This is a genomic window from Streptomyces sp. B21-083 (assembly GCF_036898825.1).
Classification (GTDB): domain Bacteria; phylum Actinomycetota; class Actinomycetes; order Streptomycetales; family Streptomycetaceae; genus Streptomyces.
Map to the genome: position 1 here is coordinate 798,243 of NZ_JARUND010000001.1, position 21,049 is coordinate 819,291.

At 71.6% G+C, this 21,049-nt stretch carries 23 protein-coding genes; 14 read left to right on the plus strand and 9 right to left on the minus strand.

Annotated elements, in window-relative coordinates:
• Window positions 1-107: 107 nt before the first annotated feature.
• The gene (locus QA861_RS03580; protein ID WP_334586716.1) at window positions 108-557 is read left to right on the plus strand and encodes a nitroreductase family deazaflavin-dependent oxidoreductase; all 450 of its coding nucleotides are present in this window, start codon (window positions 108-110) and stop codon (window positions 555-557) included.
• A 67-nt stretch (window positions 558-624) separates the two neighbouring features.
• On the opposite strand, the gene QA861_RS03585 is transcribed toward QA861_RS03580, so the two are convergent.
• The 3 genes from QA861_RS03585 to QA861_RS03595 form a co-directional block, all read right to left on the minus strand.
• Window positions 625-1,641 (minus strand): cation diffusion facilitator family transporter, encoded by a 1,017-nt coding sequence (locus QA861_RS03585; protein WP_334586717.1) that lies wholly within the window; start codon window positions 1,639-1,641, stop codon window positions 625-627.
• The gene (locus tag QA861_RS03590; protein ID WP_334586718.1) at window positions 1,641-2,033 is read right to left on the minus strand and encodes a VOC family protein; all 393 of its coding nucleotides are present in this window, start codon (window positions 2,031-2,033) and stop codon (window positions 1,641-1,643) included. The genes QA861_RS03585 and QA861_RS03590 overlap by 1 nt, the downstream gene beginning before the upstream one ends.
• 76 nt (window positions 2,034-2,109) lie before the next feature.
• Window positions 2,110-2,838 carry a TetR/AcrR family transcriptional regulator gene (locus tag QA861_RS03595; RefSeq protein WP_334586719.1) on the minus strand — a complete coding sequence of 243 codons (729 nt, stop codon included), beginning with the start codon at window positions 2,836-2,838 and terminating at the stop codon, window positions 2,110-2,112.
• A 130-nt stretch (window positions 2,839-2,968) separates the two neighbouring features.
• Here QA861_RS03595 and QA861_RS03600 point away from each other — a divergent pair, with 130 nt between their 5' ends.
• The 4 genes from QA861_RS03600 to QA861_RS03615 all read left to right on the plus strand — a co-directional run bounded on the left by QA861_RS03600 (window position 2,969) and on the right by QA861_RS03615 (window position 7,240).
• Window positions 2,969-4,504, plus strand: coding sequence for an APC family permease (locus tag QA861_RS03600; RefSeq protein WP_334586720.1), 1,536 nt, complete (start codon window positions 2,969-2,971; stop codon window positions 4,502-4,504).
• 53 nt (window positions 4,505-4,557) lie between these two features.
• Entirely contained in the window at window positions 4,558-6,189 is a 1,632-nt protein-coding gene (locus QA861_RS03605) for an amidohydrolase (protein WP_334586721.1), read from the plus strand.
• A 128-nt stretch (window positions 6,190-6,317) separates the two neighbouring features.
• Window positions 6,318-6,680, plus strand: a complete 363-nt coding sequence (locus QA861_RS03610; RefSeq protein ID WP_006378097.1) for a DUF1304 domain-containing protein — start codon at window positions 6,318-6,320, stop codon at window positions 6,678-6,680.
• Window positions 6,677-7,240 carry a TetR/AcrR family transcriptional regulator gene (locus QA861_RS03615; protein WP_334586722.1) on the plus strand — a complete coding sequence of 188 codons (564 nt, stop codon included), beginning with the start codon at window positions 6,677-6,679 and terminating at the stop codon, window positions 7,238-7,240. The genes QA861_RS03610 and QA861_RS03615 overlap by 4 nt, the downstream gene beginning before the upstream one ends.
• Window positions 7,241-7,343: 103 nt before the next feature.
• Here the strand turns inward: QA861_RS03615 and QA861_RS03620 are convergent, their stop codons facing one another.
• Together QA861_RS03620 and QA861_RS03625 are read right to left on the minus strand one after the other, a co-directional pair.
• Window positions 7,344-8,456 carry an NAD(P)-dependent alcohol dehydrogenase gene (locus QA861_RS03620; protein WP_334586723.1) on the minus strand — a complete coding sequence of 371 codons (1,113 nt, stop codon included), beginning with the start codon at window positions 8,454-8,456 and terminating at the stop codon, window positions 7,344-7,346.
• Between the two features lie 39 nt (window positions 8,457-8,495).
• Window positions 8,496-9,950: an aldehyde dehydrogenase family protein gene (locus tag QA861_RS03625; protein ID WP_334586724.1), complete on the minus strand. Its 1,455-nt coding sequence runs from the start codon at window positions 9,948-9,950 to the stop codon at window positions 8,496-8,498.
• Window positions 9,951-10,053: 103 nt separating this feature from the next.
• Here QA861_RS03625 and QA861_RS03630 point away from each other — a divergent pair, with 103 nt between their 5' ends.
• From QA861_RS03630 to QA861_RS03650, 5 genes are all read left to right on the plus strand, one after another.
• The gene (locus QA861_RS03630) at window positions 10,054-10,482 is read left to right on the plus strand and encodes a MarR family winged helix-turn-helix transcriptional regulator (RefSeq protein ID WP_334586725.1); all 429 of its coding nucleotides are present in this window, start codon (window positions 10,054-10,056) and stop codon (window positions 10,480-10,482) included.
• Window positions 10,483-10,714: 232 nt separating this feature from the next.
• Window positions 10,715-11,095: an anti-sigma factor antagonist gene (locus QA861_RS03635; RefSeq protein ID WP_334586726.1), complete on the plus strand. Its 381-nt coding sequence runs from the start codon at window positions 10,715-10,717 to the stop codon at window positions 11,093-11,095.
• Window positions 11,096-11,171: 76 nt separating this feature from the next.
• A complete protein-coding gene (locus QA861_RS46975) occupies window positions 11,172-11,462 on the plus strand; it encodes a hypothetical protein (RefSeq protein WP_443041436.1) in 291 nt (96 codons plus the stop codon).
• Window positions 11,459-12,118: a DUF4230 domain-containing protein gene (locus tag QA861_RS03645; protein ID WP_334586727.1), complete on the plus strand. Its 660-nt coding sequence runs from the start codon at window positions 11,459-11,461 to the stop codon at window positions 12,116-12,118. Before QA861_RS46975 ends, QA861_RS03645 begins: the two co-directional genes overlap by 4 nt.
• A 112-nt stretch (window positions 12,119-12,230) precedes the next feature.
• Window positions 12,231-12,902 (plus strand): VanZ family protein, encoded by a 672-nt coding sequence (locus tag QA861_RS03650; RefSeq protein ID WP_334586728.1) that lies wholly within the window; start codon window positions 12,231-12,233, stop codon window positions 12,900-12,902.
• A gap of 32 nt (window positions 12,903-12,934) precedes the next feature.
• On the opposite strand, the gene QA861_RS03655 is transcribed toward QA861_RS03650, so the two are convergent.
• Window positions 12,935-13,174 (minus strand): hypothetical protein, encoded by a 240-nt coding sequence (locus QA861_RS03655; RefSeq protein ID WP_334586729.1) that lies wholly within the window; start codon window positions 13,172-13,174, stop codon window positions 12,935-12,937.
• A 135-nt stretch (window positions 13,175-13,309) separates the two neighbouring features.
• On the opposite strand from QA861_RS03655, the gene QA861_RS03660 reads away from it, so the two are divergent.
• The gene (locus QA861_RS03660) at window positions 13,310-14,410 is read left to right on the plus strand and encodes a PHP domain-containing protein (protein WP_334590442.1); all 1,101 of its coding nucleotides are present in this window, start codon (window positions 13,310-13,312) and stop codon (window positions 14,408-14,410) included.
• Window positions 14,411-14,849: 439 nt separating this feature from the next.
• Window positions 14,850-15,812 carry an SDR family NAD(P)-dependent oxidoreductase gene (locus QA861_RS03665; RefSeq protein ID WP_334586730.1) on the plus strand — a complete coding sequence of 321 codons (963 nt, stop codon included), beginning with the start codon at window positions 14,850-14,852 and terminating at the stop codon, window positions 15,810-15,812.
• A gap of 31 nt (window positions 15,813-15,843) precedes the next feature.
• Here QA861_RS03665 and QA861_RS03670 read toward each other — a convergent pair whose 3' ends face one another.
• From QA861_RS03670 to QA861_RS03680, 3 genes are all read right to left on the minus strand, one after another.
• Complete coding sequence (locus tag QA861_RS03670) at window positions 15,844-16,506, minus strand: M15 family metallopeptidase (RefSeq protein WP_334586731.1); 663 nt, start codon at window positions 16,504-16,506, stop codon at window positions 15,844-15,846.
• 63 nt (window positions 16,507-16,569) lie between these two features.
• Window positions 16,570-17,520, minus strand: a complete 951-nt coding sequence (locus tag QA861_RS03675; protein ID WP_334586732.1) for a phosphotransferase family protein — start codon at window positions 17,518-17,520, stop codon at window positions 16,570-16,572.
• Window positions 17,521-17,609: 89 nt separating this feature from the next.
• A complete protein-coding gene (locus QA861_RS03680) occupies window positions 17,610-18,479 on the minus strand; it encodes a DUF3626 domain-containing protein (RefSeq protein WP_334586733.1) in 870 nt (289 codons plus the stop codon).
• Window positions 18,480-18,642: 163 nt separating this feature from the next.
• Here QA861_RS03680 and QA861_RS03685 point away from each other — a divergent pair, with 163 nt between their 5' ends.
• Window positions 18,643-19,899: an FUSC family protein gene (locus tag QA861_RS03685; RefSeq protein WP_334586734.1), complete on the plus strand. Its 1,257-nt coding sequence runs from the start codon at window positions 18,643-18,645 to the stop codon at window positions 19,897-19,899.
• 65 nt (window positions 19,900-19,964) lie between these two features.
• Complete coding sequence (locus QA861_RS03690) at window positions 19,965-21,008, plus strand: hypothetical protein (RefSeq protein ID WP_334586735.1); 1,044 nt, start codon at window positions 19,965-19,967, stop codon at window positions 21,006-21,008.
• The last annotated feature ends 41 nt before the right edge of the window (window positions 21,009-21,049 follow it).

A 21,049-nucleotide genomic window follows, 5' to 3' on the forward strand; every position in this document is an offset into this window, starting at 1 on the left:
GACACATGGAACCGGTCCGGCCGCCGTGTCCGGATGAATCCGGGCCGCCGCAGTGTTGGACCTTTGTACGCGACAGTCATACGCGACGAGACGATGGGACGAACTCCATGCCTCTTGAGGGCGAGTACGAAGCCAGTCCGACCCAGTGGGTGCGTGAGCAGGTGGAGTTGTACGAGAAGTCCGGCGGCACCGAGGGAACGACTCTCCTCGACACCGGCATGCCGGTCGTCCTGCTCACCACGCGGGGCGCCCGCAGCGGCAAGATCCGCCGGACGCCGCTCATGCGGGTGGAACACGACGGCCTGTACGCGGTGGTCGCCTCGCTGGGCGGCGCCCCCAAGCATCCGGTCTGGTACTTCAACGTCCTCGCCGATCCGCACGTCGACCTGCAGGACGGGCCGGTGCGCCAGGACATGGTCGCCCGTGAGGTGACCGGCGAGGAGAAGTCCGCGTGGTGGGAGCGGGCAGTCGCCGCGTTCCCCCAGTACGCCGAGTACCAGAAGAAGACCGACCGCGAGATTCCCGTGTTCGTCCTCGAACCGGCCGCCGGGAACTGATCCCCACCGGACGGAAAACAATCCGGTGCCCGGAGGAATGAACTCCGCGCCGCCGGGCACCTGAGCCTCAGGCCCCGCCGCGCTCCCCCGTCGCGGCGGGGCTCTGCGCTGCCTCCTTCGCCGCCGCGTCGGTCACATCGAGAAAGATCTCCCCGACCTCGGGGACCGCGTCGACGACCGCGCGCTTGATACGTACGGCGACTTCCTCGACCCGCTCGCTGTCGAGCCCGGGGACCAGGTCGATCCGGGCGGCCACCAGGGTGGAGTCGAGGCCCATCTTCATCGTGAACAGCGCCTCCACGCTGTCGATCTCGGGCTGGGCCGCCAGCAGGTCGCGGACCTCGCGGCTCACCTCCGGGTCGGCGGCCTCGCCGATGAGCTGGGCGCGCGCGTCCTGCCCCAGCCAGAAGGCGACGCAGACGAGCAGCACCCCGATGGCGAGGGAGGCCGACGCCTCCCACACGACCTGCCCGGTGACCATGTGCAGCGCCATGCCCACGATCGCGAGCGTCACACCGAGCACCGCGGTGCCGTCCTCGGCGATCACCGTGCGCAGGGCGGGATCGCGCAGCGCGCCCGCGGCTCCCGTGCCCTTCGCGCTCTCCCCGCGTGCCTGGTGCACCGCCCGCCCCAGTGAGGCGCCCTCCGCGAGCAGTGCCACCCCGAGCACGACCAGGCCCGCCACATAGCCGCCGAAGGACTCCTCCGCGTCGCTCCTGAACGCTTCCACGCCCTGGAAGAAGGAGAAGCAGCCGCCCATGACGAAGATGCCGACGGCCGCGAGCAGCGACCAGAAGAACCGTTCCTTGCCGTAGCCGAAGGGGTGTCGCCGGTCGGCGGGGCGGCGGCTGCGGCGCAGTGCGGCGAGCAGGAAGACCTCGTTGAGGCTGTCCGCCACCGAGTGCGCGGCCTCGGACAGCAGGGCGGGCGACCCGGTGAGGAGTCCGCCCACGGCTTTGGCGACGGCGATCAGCAGGTTGGCGCCCAGCGCCACCAGCACGGTCACACGCGTCCGCCGGTCCGCGGACGACGTACCGGCCGCCGCCTTGCCGTCCCTGCCGTCGCTGCCCTCTGTGCGAGCCATCAATGCTGCTTGGGGGCCGTCGGTACGACCTTGAAGAGGGTGAAGGAGTGACCGGCCGGGTCGGAGTACCCGCGCTCCTCGTACGGGCCGCCGGCGTCCTTCGTGTCCAGCGGGCGTCCGCCGAGCCCGATCACCTTGCGTTCCACCTCGTCGAGGTCCTCGACCCGGAAGTCGAGATGGACCTGAAGGGAGTTCTCTGGGCGCGGCCAGCTCGGCGGGGTGGCGTTGACGTCACGGCGGAACGCCATCCGGGTCCCCTCGGCGCCGAGGATCTCGATGCGGTTGGCGGTCGCCTCCGTCTCCTCGGCCGCGAGGAGTTCCTTGTAGAAGGCGGCGAGTTTCTCCGGCTCGGCGCAGTCCAGCACCACGACGCCCGCTGTCACCAAGGTCATGCTTCCTCCGTACGGGGATCCGGGGCGGCCCTGTTCGCCGCTGCCCTCTCCGGTTCGGATACCCCGCACGCCGAAATCACACAGGCCGTGGGCCGTCTGGCGCGGTGAGGTGCGCTAGCCGGGTCGCCGCGGCCGTCAGGAAGAGGTCGAGTGCCGCCGGGTAGGAGCTGTGGCGCATCTCCGTCACGAGGTGGCGGGCGGTCGCGTTGATGTGCGGGTGGGTGTCGGCGGGCAGCCGGGCGTAGGTCGCCCGCCACACGGCCGTCTCCGCCTCACGGGCGGCCCTGGGCAGGGCCACGTTCGCCGAGTCGAGGGCTCCGAAGGCGAGCGACTGGTCGACGAAGGCGTGGTAGATCCGTACCGCCTCGGCGTCCGGGAACCCGGCGCCGCGCAGCACACCGAGGACGGTCTCCACGGCCTGGATCTCGTACACCCGTCCGGTCACCCGGTAGGAGCTGAGCACGGCCGCCTGCGGCTGCGCGAGTGCTCCGGCGTGCATCCGCAGGCCGAGGTCACGCAGGTCGGCGAGCCAGTCGCCGCTGGGCCGCCAGGTGCGCAGCGTACGGCCGATCAGCTCGTCGGCGATGGCGAGCATCAGCTCGTCGGTGTCCCGGAAGTAGCGGTACAGGGCGCTCGGGTCGGCGCCGAGGGCGCGGCCGAGGCGGCGCACGGAGAGGGCTTCGGCGCCGTGTTCCCCGAGCAGCCGCATCGCCGTCTCGACGATCAGTTCCTCGGAGAGGACGACGCCGTGCTTGGTGGGGCGCCTGCGACGCCGGGCGGCGGGCGGGACGACACGTTCGCTCACGGACTTCCTCCTGCGCGGGTGGCCGGTGCGGGCACCTTATGACAACACCGTTGACCTGTTAAGGCCTCGGGCAGTTTCATGTGCGTTCACCGGGGTCGTCCGAGGCCCCCAGGTGTGAGCGGAGACCGCCATGACCGATCCCCAACGTTACGGAGCCGCCCCGCCCGCATCCGCCGCGTCGCCCGGGCAGCCCGCGCTGCGCAGGTCCCTCGGCATGCTGGACAGCGTGGCCATCGCCGCGTCCAGCACGGCGGCGACCACCACCATCGGCATCGGTCTCGGGGTGACCGCCGGGGTGGTCGGACTGCATCTGCCGGCCATCATGCTGCTGGCTTTCCTGCCGATCCTGGGCATCGCGGGCGCCTTCTCCCGGCTGAACAAGGTGGAGCCCAACGCGGGCAACGGCTATGTGTGGGTGGGGCGTTCACTCAGCCCCTGGCTCGGCTTCATGGTCGGCTGGGTGAACATCGTGGCGGCGGTGGTGTTCCTCGCGTACACCACGGCGGTCACCGGCTCGGCGGTGCTCCAGTTGGCGGGCGACGCGGGTGTGCACCGGGTGGCCGGGCTGACCCTGGACCCGGGGTCGACCGCGCAGACGACCGGCGTGGGCATCGTGGTCCTGGTCGCCGTCACCCTCACCGCGGTCTCCGGCGTCAGAACGGCCGCACGGCTCCAGGGCGGACTGCTGATCTTCGAGTACGTCGTGCTGCTGGGCTTCTGCGGCTACGGCATCGTCGCCGGTCCGCACCCCTTCAGCCTGAGCTGGTTCGACCCCTTCCAGATCCCCTCGGCGTCGGCGCTCGCGCAGGGCATGCTGCTGTCGGTGTTCTGCTACTGGGGCTTCGAGGCGGCGTTCAGTGTGAACGAGGAGGTGCGGGACCCGAGGCAGGCGTCGCGGGCCGGGATCACCACCCTGGTGACCATGCTCGGACTGTTCCTGCTCGGCTCGATCGCCTTCCAACGGGTGCTGTCGGAGGGCGAGTTGGCGGGCCACGGCGCCCAGGGTCTGGCGTTCTTCGGCAACCGGCTCGCCGACCAGCCGCTGGCCGCGCTGCCGCTCGTCGCGCTGATGTTCTCGGCGGTGGCCTCGTTGCAGGCCGGGGTGATCCCGACGGCCCGCGCGATGTTCGCGATGAGCCGCGACCGGACGCTCGGCCCGGCCTGGGCCAAGGTCAGCCCCCGGTACGGCACCCCGGCGGCCGGCACGCTGATGATCGGCGTACTGGCGGCGGCGGTCGCGGGGCTCGCCCTGGTGATCCCGCGCCTCGCCGACATGATCCTGGCGGCGGTCAACGCGATCGGCATGGTCGTCGCCCTGTCGTACGCGCTCACCGCACTCGCCGCCGCCGTGCGCTTCCGGGGTCTGCTGCGCGAGAACTGGCGGGACGGCATACGCGCGGTGGTGCTGCCCGCGTTGAGCGCGGCCACACTGCTGGGGCTCGGCGGCTATCTCGGCTGGACCTTCTACACCTCCGCCGACCATCTCGAACTCAGCCCGGACAACGGCTGGTTCCTGCTTCTCGTACCTTCGCTGATGGTCACGTCCGGTTTCCTGGCCGCCGCGTGGGCGAAGTGGGGCCGCAGGAGCCCGTACTTCGACACCGGCCGGGGCACCGACGCCGACGCGCCCCAACTGCTGGCCGTACAACAGCGGTCGGCGCTGTGACCATCGCCGCCCCAGCGCATTCGCCCCTCCCCCACCCCAGCAAGGAACGGAACATGCACGCTGACCTCCTCTTCACCGGCGGCCCCGTCTTCGCTCCCGGGAGCCCCACGGCCGTCGCGGTCACCGGCGGGCGGATCACCGCCGTGGGCCGGGACGAGGTGCGCGATCTGATCGGGGCGGGGACCGAGGTGGTCGATCTCGCCGGGCGGCTCCTTCTGCCCGGGTTCCAGGACGCCCACGTCCATCCGCTGCCGGCCGGTCTCGAACTCACCCAGTGCGATCTGACCGGCACGAAGACCGCCGAGGACACGGTGGCCGCCGTCCGCGCGTACGCCCTCGCGCACCCCGAGCGGGAGTGGATCACGGGCGGCGGCTGGTCCATGGAGGCCTTCGAAGGGGGCACGCCCACCCGGGAGTCGCTGGACGCCGTGGTCCCGGACCGGCCGGTGTACCTGCCCAACCGGGACCATCACGGGGCCTGGGTGAACACCCGAGCCCTCGAACTCGCGGGGGTCACCCGGGACACGCCGGACCCGGCGGACGGCCGCTTCGAGCGGGACGCCTCCGGCGAGCCGACCGGCATGCTTCAGGAAGGCGCCATGGAGTACGTGGGCCGGCTGACCCCGCCGGTCACGGCGGCGGAGCGGCTGGCGGCCCTGCTGTCCGCGCAGTGCCGGCTGCACTCGCTCGGCGTCACGGCCTGGCAGGACGCGCTGGTCGGCTCGTTCCTCGGTATGGAGGACCCCTCCGAGACCTACCTCGCCGCCGTCCGGGACGGTTCGCTGACCGCGCGGGTGGTCGGCGCGCTGTGGTGGGACCGGGAACGCGGGGCCGAGCAGATCCCCGAACTCGTGGAGCGGCGGGCCGCGTTGAGCCGGGGCAGGTTCCGGGCGGGCAGCGTGAAGCTGATGCTGGACGGGGTCGCCGAGACGGGCACGGCCGCGCTGCTCGACCCGTACCTCGACAAGTGCGGCTGTGTCACGGCCAACCGGGGCACGAGCTTCGTGGACGCGGCCGAACTGCCCAAGTACGTCACGCAGTTGGACGCCCTGGGCTTCCAGTGCCACTTCCACGCGCTGGGCGACCGGGCGGTACGCGACGCCCTGGACGCCGTAGAGGCCGCGCGCGCGGCGAACGGGCCGAGCGACACCCGGCCGCAGCTGGCCCACCTCCAGGTGGTGCACCCGGACGACGTGCCGCGTTTCGCCCGGCTCGGCGCGGTCGCGAACATCCAGGCGCTGTGGGCGATGCACGAACCTCAGATGGACGACCTGACGATCCCCTTCCTCGGGCCCGAACGGGCCGGGTGGCAGTACCCGTTCGGCGCGCTGCTCCGCTCCGGGGCCATGCTGGCGGCGGGCAGCGACTGGCCGGTCAGCAGCCCCGACCCGCTCCAGGCGATCCACGTCGCCGTCAACCGCGCGGCCCCTGGCTCCCCCTCCTCCCGCGTGTTCCTCCCTGCCGAACGCATCGGCCTGACGGCCGCGCTCACGGCGTACACCGCGGGTTCGGCCTACGCCAACCATCTGGACGACACGGGCAGCGTGCGCGCCGGGGCACTGGCCGACCTGACGATCCTCGACCGCGATCCGTACGCCGGCCCGCCGGAGGCGATCGCGGAGACGAGGGTGGCACTCACCTACGTGGGCGGCGAGAGGGTCTACGCGGCGGAGGGCGCCGCCTGACCGCGGCCCCGCGGGCATTTCTCCTCATGGACATCTGTCCATGTATGCTGGCCACCTGCCCATGATGGACACCTGTCCAAGAAGTGGCTCTCAGAAGCCTGACGGCCTGACGTAGGAGATTGCCGAGCATGGAGACGGTCGCGAATGTGCTGGTCGGTCTGGTGGCCGCGCTGCACCTGTACATCCTGGTGATGGAGATGTTCCTGTGGCAGCGCCCGCCCGGGCGCAAGTTCCATGGCTTCGACGCGGAGATGTCCCGTGCGACCGCCGCCATGGCCGCCAACCAGGGGCTCTACAACGGGTTTCTCGCGGCGGGCCTGGTCTGGGGGCTCATCGCCGCCGATCCGACCGGGTTCCGGGCGCAGGTCTTCTTCCTGTCCTGTGTGATCGTGGCGGGCGTCTACGGCGCCGCGACGGCGAACCGGCGCATCCTGTTCGCCCAGGCGCTGCCCGGTGCGATCGCCCTGGCCGCCGTCCTCGTCGCGCGGTGACGCGCGGCGCGCCGGAGGATCCGCGGGCCGCTCGCACCCGGGCGAAACTCCGTGCGGCCCTCCTCGCGGAGTGCGCCGAACACCCGCTGGCGGAGATCGGCGTCGCCGCGTTGGTCCGCCGGGCGGGGGTCGGCCGGGCCACGTTCTACGTCCACTACCCCGACCTGGAGGCGCTGGCCGTCGACGCCTGCGCCGATGTCGTACGGGAGGCCGTGGACGCCCTGCACGCCTGGCGCGGCCGGCCCGATCCGATGATCGCCCCGGCCGCGCTGGTGGAGTTCTTCGCGGACCTCACCCCGCACACCGCGCTGTACCGGGCCCTGCTGAGCCCGGGCGGCGGAGGCCCGCTGGGCCAGGTACTGCACCGGGACCTGCGCGCGCGGAGCCTCGCGGAGCGGGAACTCGCGGGCGCGGCGGACGCTCCGCTGGTCGCCTCCGCGGTGGCCGCCACGTTCGCCGGGGTCCTGGCGGACTGGCTGCACGGGCGGATCGAGGCGACGTCGGAGGAGATCGCCCACCAGGTGTGGCAGTTGCTGGTGGCGCTGCATCGGAGCCGGTAGGGGATTTCGCCCCCGCCGCCCCTACCAGTCCCGTCCCTGGGGGCTGCGCCCCCAGACCCCCCTGTCGGCCCTGAAGGGGTCTCGTCCTCAAACGCCGGACGGGCTAAGGGCCGAACGTGAGTACCGGCTTGATCGTCTTGCCCGCGCTCATGTCCCGTACGGCCTGGTCGATGTCCGCGAACGGGTAGGTGCTGATCAGGCGGTCCAGCGGGAGCCGGCCCGCCTTCACCAGGTCGACCAGGTCCGGGATGAAGGACTGCGTCTCCGCGTCGCCCAGGGTGAGGCCCACCACGCGCTTGCCGGAGAGCATCCCGTTGACGTCCAGGGCGACTTCGGTGCCGAAGGGAGGGGCGCCGACCACCACGAGCGTGCCTCGCTGGGCGAGCGCGTCGACACCCTGGCGCAGGACGGTGACGTTGCCGGTGGTCTCGACGACGCCGTCGGCGCCCCGGCCGTCGGTGATGCTCGCGACGGCCTCGGCGAGATCGGCCTCGCCCGCGTTGATCGTGTGGGTGGCGCCCAACTCCTTGGCCAGCGACAGACGTTCGCCGACCCTGTCCACGGCGATGATCCTGGTCGCGGGGGTGAGGGCCGCCGCCATGACCGCGGAGAGACCCACCGCGCCGGCGCCGAGGACGAGGACCGTGCTGCCCAGGCCCGGCTTCAGCACGTTCCAGACGGCGCCGACACCCGTCTGGACGCCGCAGCCCAGCGGGGCGATGGACTCCAGCGGTACCTCGGGGTCGACCTTGACCAGGCTGCGCTGGTCGACCAACGCCCGCTCCGCGAATGAGGACTGGCCGAAGAAGTGGCCGCCCAGCTCCGTGCCGTCACGGCTGATCGTGGCGGTGCCGTCGGCCCGTCGGCCGCCGAGGAGGTTCAGCGGCAGCCACGCCACGCAGTACGCGGGGTGCCCGGCACGGCAGTTGCGGCAGGCGCCGCAGGAGGTGAAGGACAGGACGACGTGGTCGCCGGGCTCGATGCCGGTGACGGCGGAGCCGACCGCCTCGACGACGCCCGCGCCCTCGTGCCCCAGAACTCCGGGGAGGGGAAAGGGCAGTCCGCCGCTCGCCACACCGAGGTCCGTGTGACACAGACCAGTGGCGACCAGCCGTACGAGTGCCTCGGTGGGCGCGGGCTCGGCCAGTTGGACATCGGAGAGGGTGAAGGGCGCACCGCCGGACTCGACGACGGCGGCGCGGGTGGTGATGGACATCCTGAACTCCCTTTACGAGCAGACGAATTGACGGGGCGCTCAGTCGAGCGAGACGACGACGGACTTGACCTTGGTGTAGGCGGCGAGCGCTTCGGAGCCGTACTCCCGGCCGAAACCGGAGTCCTTGACGCCGCCGAAGGGGATCGCGGGATCGAGCATCGCCCAGTCGTTGATCCAGACGATGCCCGCCTGGAGCCGGTTCGCGACCCGGTGGGCGCGGGCCAGGTTGGTGGTCTGGACGCCCGAAGCCAGGCCGTACGGGGTGGAGTTGGCGAGCTGGACCGCCTCGTCCTCGGAGTCGAAGGGCTGGACGGTGAGGACCGGCCCGAAGATCTCCTCCTGGACGACCCGGGAGTCGTTCGTCAGGTCGGCGATCACGGTCGGCTTGTAGTAGTAGCCGCCGTCCAGGTCGAGCCGCTCGCCGCCGCAGACGATCCGCGCGCCCTCCTTGCGGGCCAGCGCCACGTACTCCTCGACCTTGCGCAGATGCTTCTCCCCCGCCATGGGACCGACCACGGTCTCGGGCTGCCGCGGGTCGCCCACCGGCACACCGGGCACCGCCTCGGCCAGGATGCCGATCAGGGTCTCGTACACCGGGCGCGCGACCAGCAGTCGCGGGCCGCCCATGCAGAACTGGCCGGTGTTGAAGACGAAGCCCTTGATGACCGCGCCGACCGCCTTCTCGACGTCGGCGTCCTCGAAGACGATGTGCGCCGCGTTGCCGCCCAGCTCCATGGTGACCGGCTTGAGCGCCTCGCCCGCGGCGCTCGCCACATGGCGGCCGACGGCGGTGGAGCCGGTGAAGGCGATCTTGTCGACGCCGCCGTGCCGCAGCAGCGCCTCGCCGGCGACCGGGCCGGCGCCGGTGACGACGTTGACGACGCCGTCCGGGACGCCCGCCTCCTGGAACAGCCTGGCCATGTAGAGGGCGCTGAGCGGGGTCTCGTCGGCGGGCTTGTGCACCACCGTGTTGCCGGCGGCGAGCGCCGGGCCCAGCTTCGAACCGGCCAGGATCAGCGGGAAGTTGAAGGGTGTGATCGCTGCGACGACGCCGATGGCCTCGCGCTTGGTGTAGGCGAGGGCGTTGTGGACCGTCTCGCGGGTCGCGCCGTCCAGGGAGAAGGCGAGGGCGGCGAAGTACTCGTAGTCGTTGGCCGCGTTGGTCACGTCGACGGCGTGGCACAGGCTGATCGGCTTGCCCACGTCGAGGCTCTCCAGCCGCGCGATCTCATCCGCGTTCTCCCGGATCAGCTGGGCGACCCGGTTCAGGATCCGGCCGCGTTCCCGTCCGGTCGTCGTGGCCCACGGGCCGTTGTCGAAGGCCTCGCGCGCGGCACGTACGGCCGCGTCCACGTCGGCCGCCGAGGCCTCCGCGACGGTCGTGACGACCGTGCCCCGGGACGGGTCGACCACCTCGGTACGCGCTCCGTCCGCCGCCTCGCGCCACTGTCCTCCGACGAACAGTCGCCCGGGTTCGATCTCGAAGGTGGTCATCACCGCTCCTCAGCCTCATTGCCAAGATGTCAATCAACAGGATTCCTGTTGGTCCGCAGTTTGGTTACAGACAGGTTTCCTGTCAATGCTCTAATCTGAATCCATGGTCAGCACCAAGGCGCCCCCCTCACTGCTCTACATGGTCAAACAAGTGGAGCTCATTGTGCGCTCCCATCTGGACGAGCTGGTCAGGCCTGCCGGAATCACCGCACTCCAGTACACAGCGCTCACCGTCCTGGAGCGACACGACGGCCTCTCGGCGGCCCAGCTGGCCCGCGACTCGTTCGTCACCGCACAGTCCATCGCCGACCTCGTCCGGTCCCTGGAGAACCGCGGACTCGTGCGCCGGGAGCGCAATCCGCACAATCGCCGCGAGCTGCTGATCCTGCTGACCGACGTCGGCCGCGCGCTGCTGGACCGCTTCACGGAGCCCGTACGGGAGCTGGAGGAGCGGATGATCCGCGACCTCACGTCGCACCAGGCGGACCAGTTCCGGCAGTCGCTGTCCAAGGCCTGGCACGCGCTGTCGTAGCCCCGCCCCACAGCTCACGCGAAGACGTGTGGGAGACACGCGTCAATTTCGAAGACATATGTCAATCGAACATGCTCAAATTCACTCCATCGGGGGTAACTTGCAGGGCGGGGAGCTCAGTTGCGCTCACCCGGGAACCGGAAGCACGTCCACGCTCGCCGTACGACGTCACGCCGTGCCCGGTGACCGGCGGGTCCCGCCACCACAGCAGCCGGTTGGAGGCGATGTAGTCGTGCAGCAGGATCCTGCACCGCCCACCCGGTATCTACGTGTCCACCAGGACCGCGGCCACACGGTGCTGGAGTTCCACGGCGAGATCGACATCGCCGCAGCCGTCGAGATCATCCCGCACCTGGACGCGGCCACCGGTCATCCCGACGCCCGGATCGTGATCGACCTGACGGACGTCGAGTTCTTCGACTGCTCGGGACTGCGCCTGCTGTACCGGGCCCGGCACCGGGTGCTCGCCAACGACGGCCGGCTCCAGCTGGTCTGCACGCACCCACTCACCCTGCGCGTCCTCAAGGTCACCGGCCTGGCCAGGGTGCTGCCGCCTGCCGCGTCCCTGGACGCGGTCCTGGGGCTGCCCGAGGCCACGTCCGGCACGTTATGACCGCGTCCACCGCCCCGCCGCCCTCCCGGAGTGACTGTCTCACCCATTCAAGATCCCGTCGACCGCGCCGGCGCCGGTGACCGGTCTGCTCGTGTCCCTCGGCGCGGAGTTCGGCCGGACCACGGGTGTCGCCGGCGGCTGGCATCTCACCGGCGAACTGGCGGCCCGGTGCGTGCGCGAGGCCGAGCTGCGGTTGCCGGGGCTGACGCACGGCGAGGGAATGTGGTGGTCACGTGTGTCGGGCGACCGCGCGCTCCGGCAGGCCCACCCCCTCTCAATTGTTCCGATACGTCAACAGGACGGTCTGGCAAGGCATTTGGCGGGCATCCGTCTCAGTACGAAGGAAGAAGGAGGTCCGTCGCCATGACGACGTCCATCAAGGCCGTGCGGCGCATGCCCCTCTGGGCCAAGGTGCTGAGTGCCGTGGTGTTGGTGTTCGCGCTGCTGCTGGCCGGGCTCCGGCTGGCGGTGCTGCCGGTGCTGGGGGACATCTTCGGTGAGGAGACGCACGACCGTTCAGGGCCCGCGCTCCTCGAATCCATCCAGGACATGAGCCGTTACGACGCGGCGTCCGGCAACTTCCAGGTCGTCGTGGACCTCGAGAAGGACACCAAGTACCTGCCCGACGCGATCAAGGGCACCCGGGTGCTTTATGTGGGTGCCGGCACGGTCGACGCCTACGTCGATCTCGGCAAGGTCGCGAAGAACGACGTGACGGTCAACGGGGACCGCACCTCCGCGTCGCTCCGACTGCCGCACGCGGCGCTCGGAAAGCCCGCCCTGGACCCCGACCGCTCGTACGCGGTCTCCAAACAGCGCGGAATCTTCGACCGGATCACCGATCTCTTCTCCGACAACCCGAACGACGAACAGGCGGTCCAGAAACTGGCGGCCCGGCACATCGGCGACGCGGCGAAGGAGAGCGAACTGACCGCGCGCGCCGAGCAGAACACGACCAGCATGCTCAAGGGCCTGCTCGGCTCCCTCGGCTTCACGGAGGTGAAGGTGACGTACGGGACCTGAGAGGAGTCGGCCCGCCCGGGTCCTGGGATCCGGGCGGGCCGGAGCGGAATCCTCGGCCTGTCCGGGGGTAACTGACCTTGCACGGGGATCAGTTGAAGACCGGAGGACTTTGATGGCCCGATCAGCTCCGCGCGCTCTCGCCGCGCTGCGCCTGCGCCCCGCGAAGGCCGAGAGCAAGCCGCCCGAGAGCCCGCCGAAGGCCAGTCCCAAGTCCCCGCCGAAGTCGGGGCCCAGGTCCGCGTCGAAGACCGCGAAGACACCCAGGACCGCGAAGGGCGCGAAGGCCTCCCCGAAGCCGCCCGCGCAGGCTCCGGCGAAACGTCGCCCGTTCGCCTTCCTGGCACGGGTGCTGACGATTCTGTGCGCCTTTCTGTTCATGGTGGCGTTCGCCGTGATCCTGGCCCGGCTGACCCTGGAGCCGTCCCCGGCGTCCGTGGCGCTGACCCACAACAACCTCCATCCGGGCCGTTCGTTGCGCGCCTACCTGGACCAACCCGAACTGCGGGACGCCGTACGCCAGATCGGCGGAAACATCCTCCTCGGCGTGCCCTTCGGCGTCCTGATGCCCGTGGTGGCGCCCCGGACGCGGGGAGTTCTGCGGGTGCTGTTCCTGACCGCGACCGTCATGCTCATGGTCGAGGTGGCCCAGGGCGCGCTGATCACCGGACGCGCCTTCGACATCGACGACGTCATCCTCAACACCACGGGCGCGCTGATCGGCTATCTGCTCCTCGGCCGTCGCGTCAGCCGCGCGGTGCACGCGCCGAAGCGGCAGCGGGTGTAACCGGGAGACGGTCCGCCGGTCGCCCGAAGCGGCTACCTCCGCCTCGTCCAGGTGAGCTTGTCGCCGCCGACCCAGCGGACCGTGTCCGGATCGTCGAGGTCATGGACCGTGATGCCGGCCGCTGCGGCCACCCTCAGCACATCGGTGAGCGTGCGCGCCGCTCCGACCACCTCACCGTCGATCTCCACGATCCGGAACGGCGGGATGCCCGGCTGTACCCCGAGCACCATGATCCGCGGACGGGAGATGTACGGGCTCGCTATTTCGGTCATGCGTCGAGCGTAGAGCGATTTCGGCCATCATGTACCGGCCACGGACAGTTCCGGAACGGTCGCCTCCGCCCCCTCGTGGTGCGGAGGCGACGAGCCCGGGCGACGCTGGAGACGGAGGTGACGATGGCCATGGCGATGGATCCCGTCGAGGCGCTGGACCGGATCGCCTTCCTGCTGGAGCGCTCCCTGGCCCCCACGTACCGCGTACGCGCCTTCCGCACCGCGATCGACGTGCTGGCGGAGCTGTCGCCCGAGGAGATCCGGCAGCGGGCCGGCACCGGCACGCTGGAGTCCCTGAAGGGCATCGGCCCGAAGACCGCGCAGGTGGTGCGGGAGGCGCTGGCCGGGCAGGTGCCCGCCTATCTGGAGAAGCTGGAGCGCGAGCAGGGGGTGGCCCCGCCACTCCGGGGCGGGGAGCGGCTGCGGGCGCTGCTGCGTGGGGACTGTCATCTGCACTCCGACTGGTCGGACGGCGGCAGCCCGGTCGAGGAGATGGGCCGCACGGCGGCGCGGCTCGGGCACGAGTGGGCCGTGCTCACCGATCACTCACCGCGGCTGACAGTGGCGAACGGGTTGTCCGCCGAGCGGCTCCGCGAACAGTTGGCCCTGGTCGAGGAGCTCAACGCGACCTGGGCTCCCTTCCGGCTGCTCACCGGCATCGAGTGCGACATCCTCGACGACGGCTCGCTGGACCAGGATCCGGAGCTCCTGGACCTGCTGGACGTCGTGGTGGTGTCGGTGCACTCCAAGCTGCGCATGGACGCGCGCTCGATGACCCGCCGGATGGTGGCCGCCGTACGCGATCCGCACTCGGACGTGCTCGGGCACTGCACCGGGCGGCTGCTCGTCGGGGAGGAGCCCCGGGGTGGCGGTGGCGGGCGAGGCAAGCGGGGCGGGGGCCGGGAGCGGCCCGAGTCGGAGTTCGACGCGGACGCGGTGTTCGCCGCGTGCGCCGAGACGGGCACGGCCGTGGAGATCAACAGCCGTCCCGAGCGGCTCGACCCACCGCGCCGGCTGCTGCGCCGCGCCGTGGCGGCGGGCGCGCTGTTCGCGGTCGACACCGACGCGCACGCCCCCGGCCAGCTGGACTGGCAGATCCACGGCTGCGCCCGGGCGGAGGAGTGCGGCGTACCCCCCGAGCGGGTGGTCACGACCTGGCCGGCGGACGACCTGCTGGCCTGGACACAGGACCGCAGGCTGCCGCCGGGCCTCGGAGAGGGCGACGGCGCGGCTTGACCTCGAGTGTGCTCCCACCGGCAGGACCACGGCCGCGCCCGGGCCGAGGTGGACGACCTGCCGGCCTGGACACAGGACCGCAGGCTGCCGCCGGGCCTCGGAGAGGGCGACGGCGCGGCTTGACTTCGAGCCCGCTCCCACCGGCAGGACCACGGCCGCGCCCGGGCCGAGGTGGACGACCTGCCGGCCTGGACACAGGTCCGCAGGCTGCCGCCGGGCCTCGGAGAGGGCGGCGGCGCGGCTTGACCTCGAGTGTGCTCCCACCGGCAGGACCACGGCCGCGCCCGGGCCGAAGAGTGCGCCGTACCGAGCTGGTCACGACCCGGCCGGTGCCCGACCTGCCGGCCTGGACACGGGAGCGCAGGCGTGCCGCCAGGCCTCGGAGAGGGTGGCGGTGCGGCTTGACTTCGAGTGGGCTCCAGTTCGTAGCGTGTTGGGCATGACCACCGCACAGCACAAGATCGGTTCGGGCTTCGACGCCCGGAGCACCGCCGACGACGTCCTCGCGGGCATCGACCTCACCGGCCGGCTCGCGCTCGTCACGGGCGGCTACTCGGGTCTCGGCCTGGAGACGACCCGCGCCCTCACCAAGGCGGGCGCCCGGGTCGTCGTACCCGCCCGCCGCCCGGAGGCCGCGCGTGAGGCGCTGGCCGGCATCGACGGCGTCGAGGTGGACGCGCTCGACCTCGGCGACCTGGAGAGCGTGCGCGCCTTCGCCGACCGCTTTCTCGCCTCCGGGCGCCCTCTCGACCTCGTGATCGACAACGCCGGGATCATGGCCTGCCCCGAGACGAGGGTCGGCCCCGGCTGGGAGGCCCAGTTCGCCACCAACCACCTCGGCCACTTCGCGCTCGTCAACCGGCTGTGGCCGGCCCTCGCGCCCGGCGGGGCACGCGTCGTCTCGGTCTCCTCGCGCGGCCACCACTTCTCCGGCATCCGCTGGGACGACGTGCACTGGCAGCGCGACTACGACAAGTGGCAGGCGTACGGCCAGGCGAAAACGGCGAACGTGCTGTTCGCCGTCCACCTGGACAGCCTCGGCCGCGACACGGGTGTACGGGCCTTCTCCCTGCACCCCGGCGCCATCTTCACCCCGCTCCAGCGCCATATCCCCGTCGCCGAGCAGATCGAGCGCGGCTGGCGGGACCCCGAGGGCAAGCTGCTCGAACTGACGGGCTTCAAGACGCCTCAGCAGGGTGCGGCCACCCAGGTGTGGGCCGCGACCTCCCCGCAGCTGGCCGGGATGGGCGGCGTCTACCTGGAGGACTGCGACATCGCCGAGCCCGCCGTGGCCGGCGACGAGCGCGGCGGCGTACGTGACTACGCGGTCGACACCGGGGAGGCGGCGCGGCTGTGGGAGCTGTCGGCACGGCTCACCGGCGTCGACGCGTTCGCCGTCTGACCAGTGGACGGCCGGCCCACACACCCACTGGTCAGGATGAGCCTGTGCCGGGTTCCGCGGGGCCGTACAGCGCGGCGGGGGCGCCGGTGGTCAGGGCCCAGTACCGGTCGCCGTACGACCAGTGCCACCACTCCGTGGGGTAGTTGACCAGTCCGGCCCCGCTCAGCGCCTTGCCCAGGATCTCCCGGTGGGCGCGGGCCTCGGCGCCGATGGTCTCGGCGTGTGTGTAGCAGGCGCCCTCGCTGGCCTCGGGGCTGGCGTTCATGACGGTGCCCAGGTCGAGTTCACGGCCGTCGGCGTCGACGAGGGTCAGGTCGACGGCGGCGCCCGCGCTGTGCGGGGCGATCTCGGGCGGGGAGACATAGCGGCTGGCGGCGGAGCGGAGCCGGTCGCCGGACCAGTCCGGGTGCTGGGCCCGCAGTTCGGCGGAGTAGTCCTCGAAGTACCGGCGTTGCAGGGCGGGCGGCCGGTAGCCCTCGACGAACAGCAGCCGTATGCCGTCGGGGAGCAACGCCTGCGCGTCGAGCAGCCGGTCGAGGACGCCCTGCCGCAGCGTGAACTGTGCGCCGCCGGACGCCCGTTGCTGCCGGTCGTCGGTGAGCAGCGCGCCTCGCACCTCCACCAGCCGCTCACCGCACTCCTCGACGGGAACGGCGGCGACCTTCGCGTCGGACATCAGGATGATCTCACTCATGACCCGATCATCCCCCGCCGCACGGGGCGACCCTTTCGCGGACCGGCGCGGACGGTGCGCGGGTCAGAGATCGGCCAGCGCGGCCGTCAGCGCGGGTCCCACCACTTCCCGCGTCCACCGCACGCGCTCCTCCCCCACAGCCCGCGGCACCGTCTCGGTCAGCATGATCAGGTACAGGTAGGCGCGGTACAGGGCGAGCCGCCGGCAGGTCGCGTCGTCGAACTCGGCCTGCCCGCCAGCCTCCTGATATCCCGTCAGGAACTCCGCGTCGGCCCTGATGTCCCCCAGCAGCGCCAGCGACACGAAGTCGGCCACCGGGTCGCCCCAGAACATGCGCTCACCGTCGATGAGACCGCCGACCCGGGGAGCGCCCGCCGAACGGTCCACCAGGATGTTCCCGTCCCAGAGGTCGAAGTGGACCAACTGGGGAACGGTGACCTCGTCCAGGGCGTCGTACGCGGCCCGGACGGACCGGGCCACCTCGTCCACCGGGACCGGCAGCCACGCGTCGTAGCGCACGGCGTCGTCGAGCACGGCGTCGAGCATCGCCGTGAACGCCGTACGCCAGTCGGGGGCGAGGGGGCCGAGGGCGCCGGAGGGGTAGCCGAAGGCGGGCCCGGTGACCTGGTGCAGCCGGGCCACCAGGCCGCCGAGTTCAGCTCGCAGGAGCGCCCGTTCGGCGCCGGTGGTGGAGTCGTCCCACGGATCGCCCGGGCAGGCGGTCATCAGCAGGTGACCGTCCCCGACGGCCACGACGCTCGGCGCGGGTACGCCGACCGTGCCGGCGGCTCGGTAGAACTCGGCCTCAGAAAGCAGCAGTTGGGACTCGTGGCGCAGTCCAGGCACCGTTTCGGGCGGTGGGATCTTGAGGACGTACCTGCTGCCGTCGACCAGCCGGAGGTCCTCCACGGTGTTGTACGTTCCGCCGGTGAGCGGACGGCAGTCCACGAGGCCGTCCGGGGGCAGTCCCGCCGCTACGAGGACCTGTCTGGCCCGCTCCCACGAATCGGTCACCCGTGCCTCCTCTGTCTCAACGGGCGCGCCCGCGCCCTGCGTACAACCCCGGAACAGGGTACGGAACGTGCGAGGAGACGGCTCCGCCGCTACGCGGTAGCGACGCGGTGGGCGGTCCCCGCACCTTCGGGGGCGCCGAACCGGGCGAGGCAGTGCCACACCTTCTTCAGGTCCTGCGGTTCGTGCCGGCCGGTGCGGGCCGCGTCGCCGATGATCCGTGGGTCGAGGTGTCCGTCCTCGGCGATCCGGGCTCCCAGTTCGACGTACTCGGGCCCCCGGTAGTCGGCGTGACGGCGCAACTCGCTTATGGAGAGCCGGTATCCGGGATGCCATTCGAGCGGTACGGGCAGGGCACGCGCCGCCTGCTCCACCGGGGTACCGCGATAGCTCGCGTCGAGGACCAGCGCCTCGACGTCCCGGGCGAGCTCGACGGGGCCGTGCACCTGGGCCTCGATGTAGTCGTCGAGCGCGTCCTGCGTGTCCGCCTCCGCGAGGGCCAGGAGGGACATACCGGCGGCGACCCCGAAGTGGGCGGGCAGAGCCGCGCTGTCCGGGTAGCAGAAGGTGGCCCGCGCGAGGGCGGCGCCGGTCAGCCGGAAGTGCGAGGAACCGAATCTCGGGGCGGCGCCCACGACTTGGCGGCGGAAGTTCAACGCCCCGTACACCGGGCGTTGGTGGGCGGGCACGCTGTCGTACGCCTCGGCGAACATCCGGCTCTCCCAGCGCCAGCGGTCGCCGCCGGGGCGGGCGGTGAGTCCGCCGTTGCTGGTACCGGTGACGAACTGCGAGCGGTAGAAACCGTCCTGTGCCAGCGCCCTGAGCAGGTGCAGGTCGCGGAACGTCCGGTCGGGGTGGAAGTTCAGGGTCACCCGCAGGTCCGGGGGCACGGCCGGGCCGGCGGAGAGGGCCGCGACATGACGGAGGGCTTTCGTGTGCGCGGAATCGGGGTCGTCCACCATGCGTACCAGGAGATCATCCGGCGGCCTTGGAGATCCACAATTTTTTGGTCAACGAAGGAAACGTCCCTGATCACGTGAGGAATACCTCCTTCCGCATCACGCGCGCCCACGGACTTCGGTGAGTACGCTCGGTCCGTTTGTGGGAAGGGAGGCGTGCGCGCGCATGCGAGTGGTACCTGGAGAGTGGACGGCTTCCGTCGTCCGGTTCGTCGGCAAGCACCGCGAACCCGTGGTCGTCCAGTCCCTGCGGTCGGCGGCCGCGGCGACGATCGCCTACGTCGTCGCGCTCCGCGTCAGCCCCGAGGCCGCTCCGCTCACCGCCCCGCTGACGGCCCTGCTGGTCGTCCAGGTCACCCTGTACGCCACGATCACCACGGGCATCCGCCGGGTGAACTCCGTGGTCGCCGGCGTCGTCATCGCGATCGGCTTCAGTGTGCTGGTCGGTCTCACCTGGTGGAGTCTGGGACTGATCATCCTGGCCTCGCTGGCGGTCGGGCATCTGGTGCGGGTCAGTGAGTTCGTGCCCGAGGTGGCGATCAGCGCGATGCTGGTGCTGGGCGTCACCCGGGTCGGGGACACGGCCTGGGCGCGGGTGCTGGAGACCGTGATCGGCGCTGCCGTCGGGCTCGCCTTCAACCTGCTGTTCGCTCCCCCGGTGTGGGTGGACGCGGCCGGTGAGTCCATCGAGGGTCTGGCGCGCCGGGTACGGCAGCTGATGCTGCGTATGGGCGAGGAGGCCGCCGGACGCACCCCGGTGGACCACGCGACCGCCCGGCTGCACGAGGCCCGCCGGCTCGACCACGACATCGTCGAGGTGGACGCGGCGCTGAAGCAGGCCGAGGACAGCCTGCGGCTCAACCCGCGCGTCCGGGAGGGCCTGCTGCACCGGGTGGTGCTGCGCACCGGCCTGGACACCCTGGAGATCTGCACGGTCGTCCTGCGTGTCCTCGCCCGCAGCCTCACCGACCTGGCCAAGGAACGGGAGCCCGACCCGCTGTTCGCCCCGGAGACGGGCGCCGCGCTGGAGCGGCTGCTGGCCGAGATCGCCGACGCCGTGGTCAGTTTCGCGGTCCTCGTCACCACCGACGTCAGTGTCAGCGCCGAGTCGGCGGAGAGCCGGCTGGCCACCGAACTGCGGGCCGCGACGGCGACCCGCGACAGGCTGGCCCAGCTGCTCCTGGCGGAGGTCCGGCAGAACGCCGAGATCACTGCCCAGTGGCACTTGCACGGTGCCGTCCTGACCGAGGTCAACCGCATCCTCGACGAGCTGGACACCGAGCACCGCTCGCGGCGGCTCCTTGAGGAGCTGGACCGCTGCACGCGTGAGGAGCGGGAGCGGATGCCGTGGGTGACCCGGCTGCGGAAGTACGTGCGGGTGCCGGGCAGGAACCGTGAGGCGGTGTCACGTCGTTCTATGTGACGAACCACGTGTCGAAGTCACATGAACAGGACGACTGGCACCGACTGGGATCGAGGGGGCTGCGCATGGGTGACTCCGAGGTGCGGATCGACGGGAACACGCTGCGGCTGCCGGGCGGTGCGACCGTCCGGTTCATCCGCACTCTCCGCCTGCCGGAGACCGGCACGCACGCGCTGCCGCCGGGGCTCGGCGAGTTCCCGGTGCGCCGGGTCGCCGACTACGCCGACACGGTGCCGGAGGCCTGGCGGGCGCGCGGTGGCGTGCTGCTGCCGGTGTATCTGCGCGAGGCGATGTGGCTGAGCTTCGGCGGCACGACGCAGCCCGCCGCGTTGCAGGTGGGCGTGGGCAAGGTGTGCGCGGTGTCGGGCGAGCCGTGGAGCGACCGGCTGTCGGGGAAGCCGCAGAACTACGTGGTGCTGCCGCGTCAGCCGTGGCTGGACGGCATCAACTCCGGCAAGGGCACGGTCCGCCAGTTCGTGGCGGTGCCGCTCGGGCTGGGTGCGACCGTCGAGGGCCAGGTCACGGGCGAGGAGGTGTGGGGCGGTGTACAGCTCCAGTCGTTCTCGCTGACCGACGTGGAACTGGCCAAGTGGCGCGATGAGGAGCGGCGCCGGGCGGAGCGGGCGCGGACGGCGACCGCGTGGACCGGGGGGTACGGCGGGGCCGTACCCATGGCGCCGATGGCGATGTCCGCTCCGGCGGCGCCCGGCGGCCCGGCGAGGCCGCAGCGGTCTGGGGCGGCGATGGGTCTGGGCGTCGGCGGATCGATGCGCCAGGAGGTGTTCCGGGACGACCGGCCGCTCACCGCGTGGTCGGAGCGGCCTGCCGGACGCGTCTTCGTGCATCTGGTGACCCCGCCCGAGTGGCGCCGCATCACCGGCGAGGCCCCGCCCCCGTCTCCCGTGGACCGCGCGGCGTACACCCGGGCCGGCCTGCCCTGGTTCGACTACTTCGACCAGGACGCCGAGGACCTCGCCCCCACGGACCCGCTGGCCGCTGTGCAGCCGGTCGGCGACTGGCTCGGCGACGACCACGAGCCCTGGCAGGCGCCGTCACCCGGGCAGGTGAAGCCGCTGACGGGCAAGCCGGTGGAGGACGGGGACTGGTAAGCCGTTCCGGCATTGCAGCATGCGCAACGCGCATTGCTTCT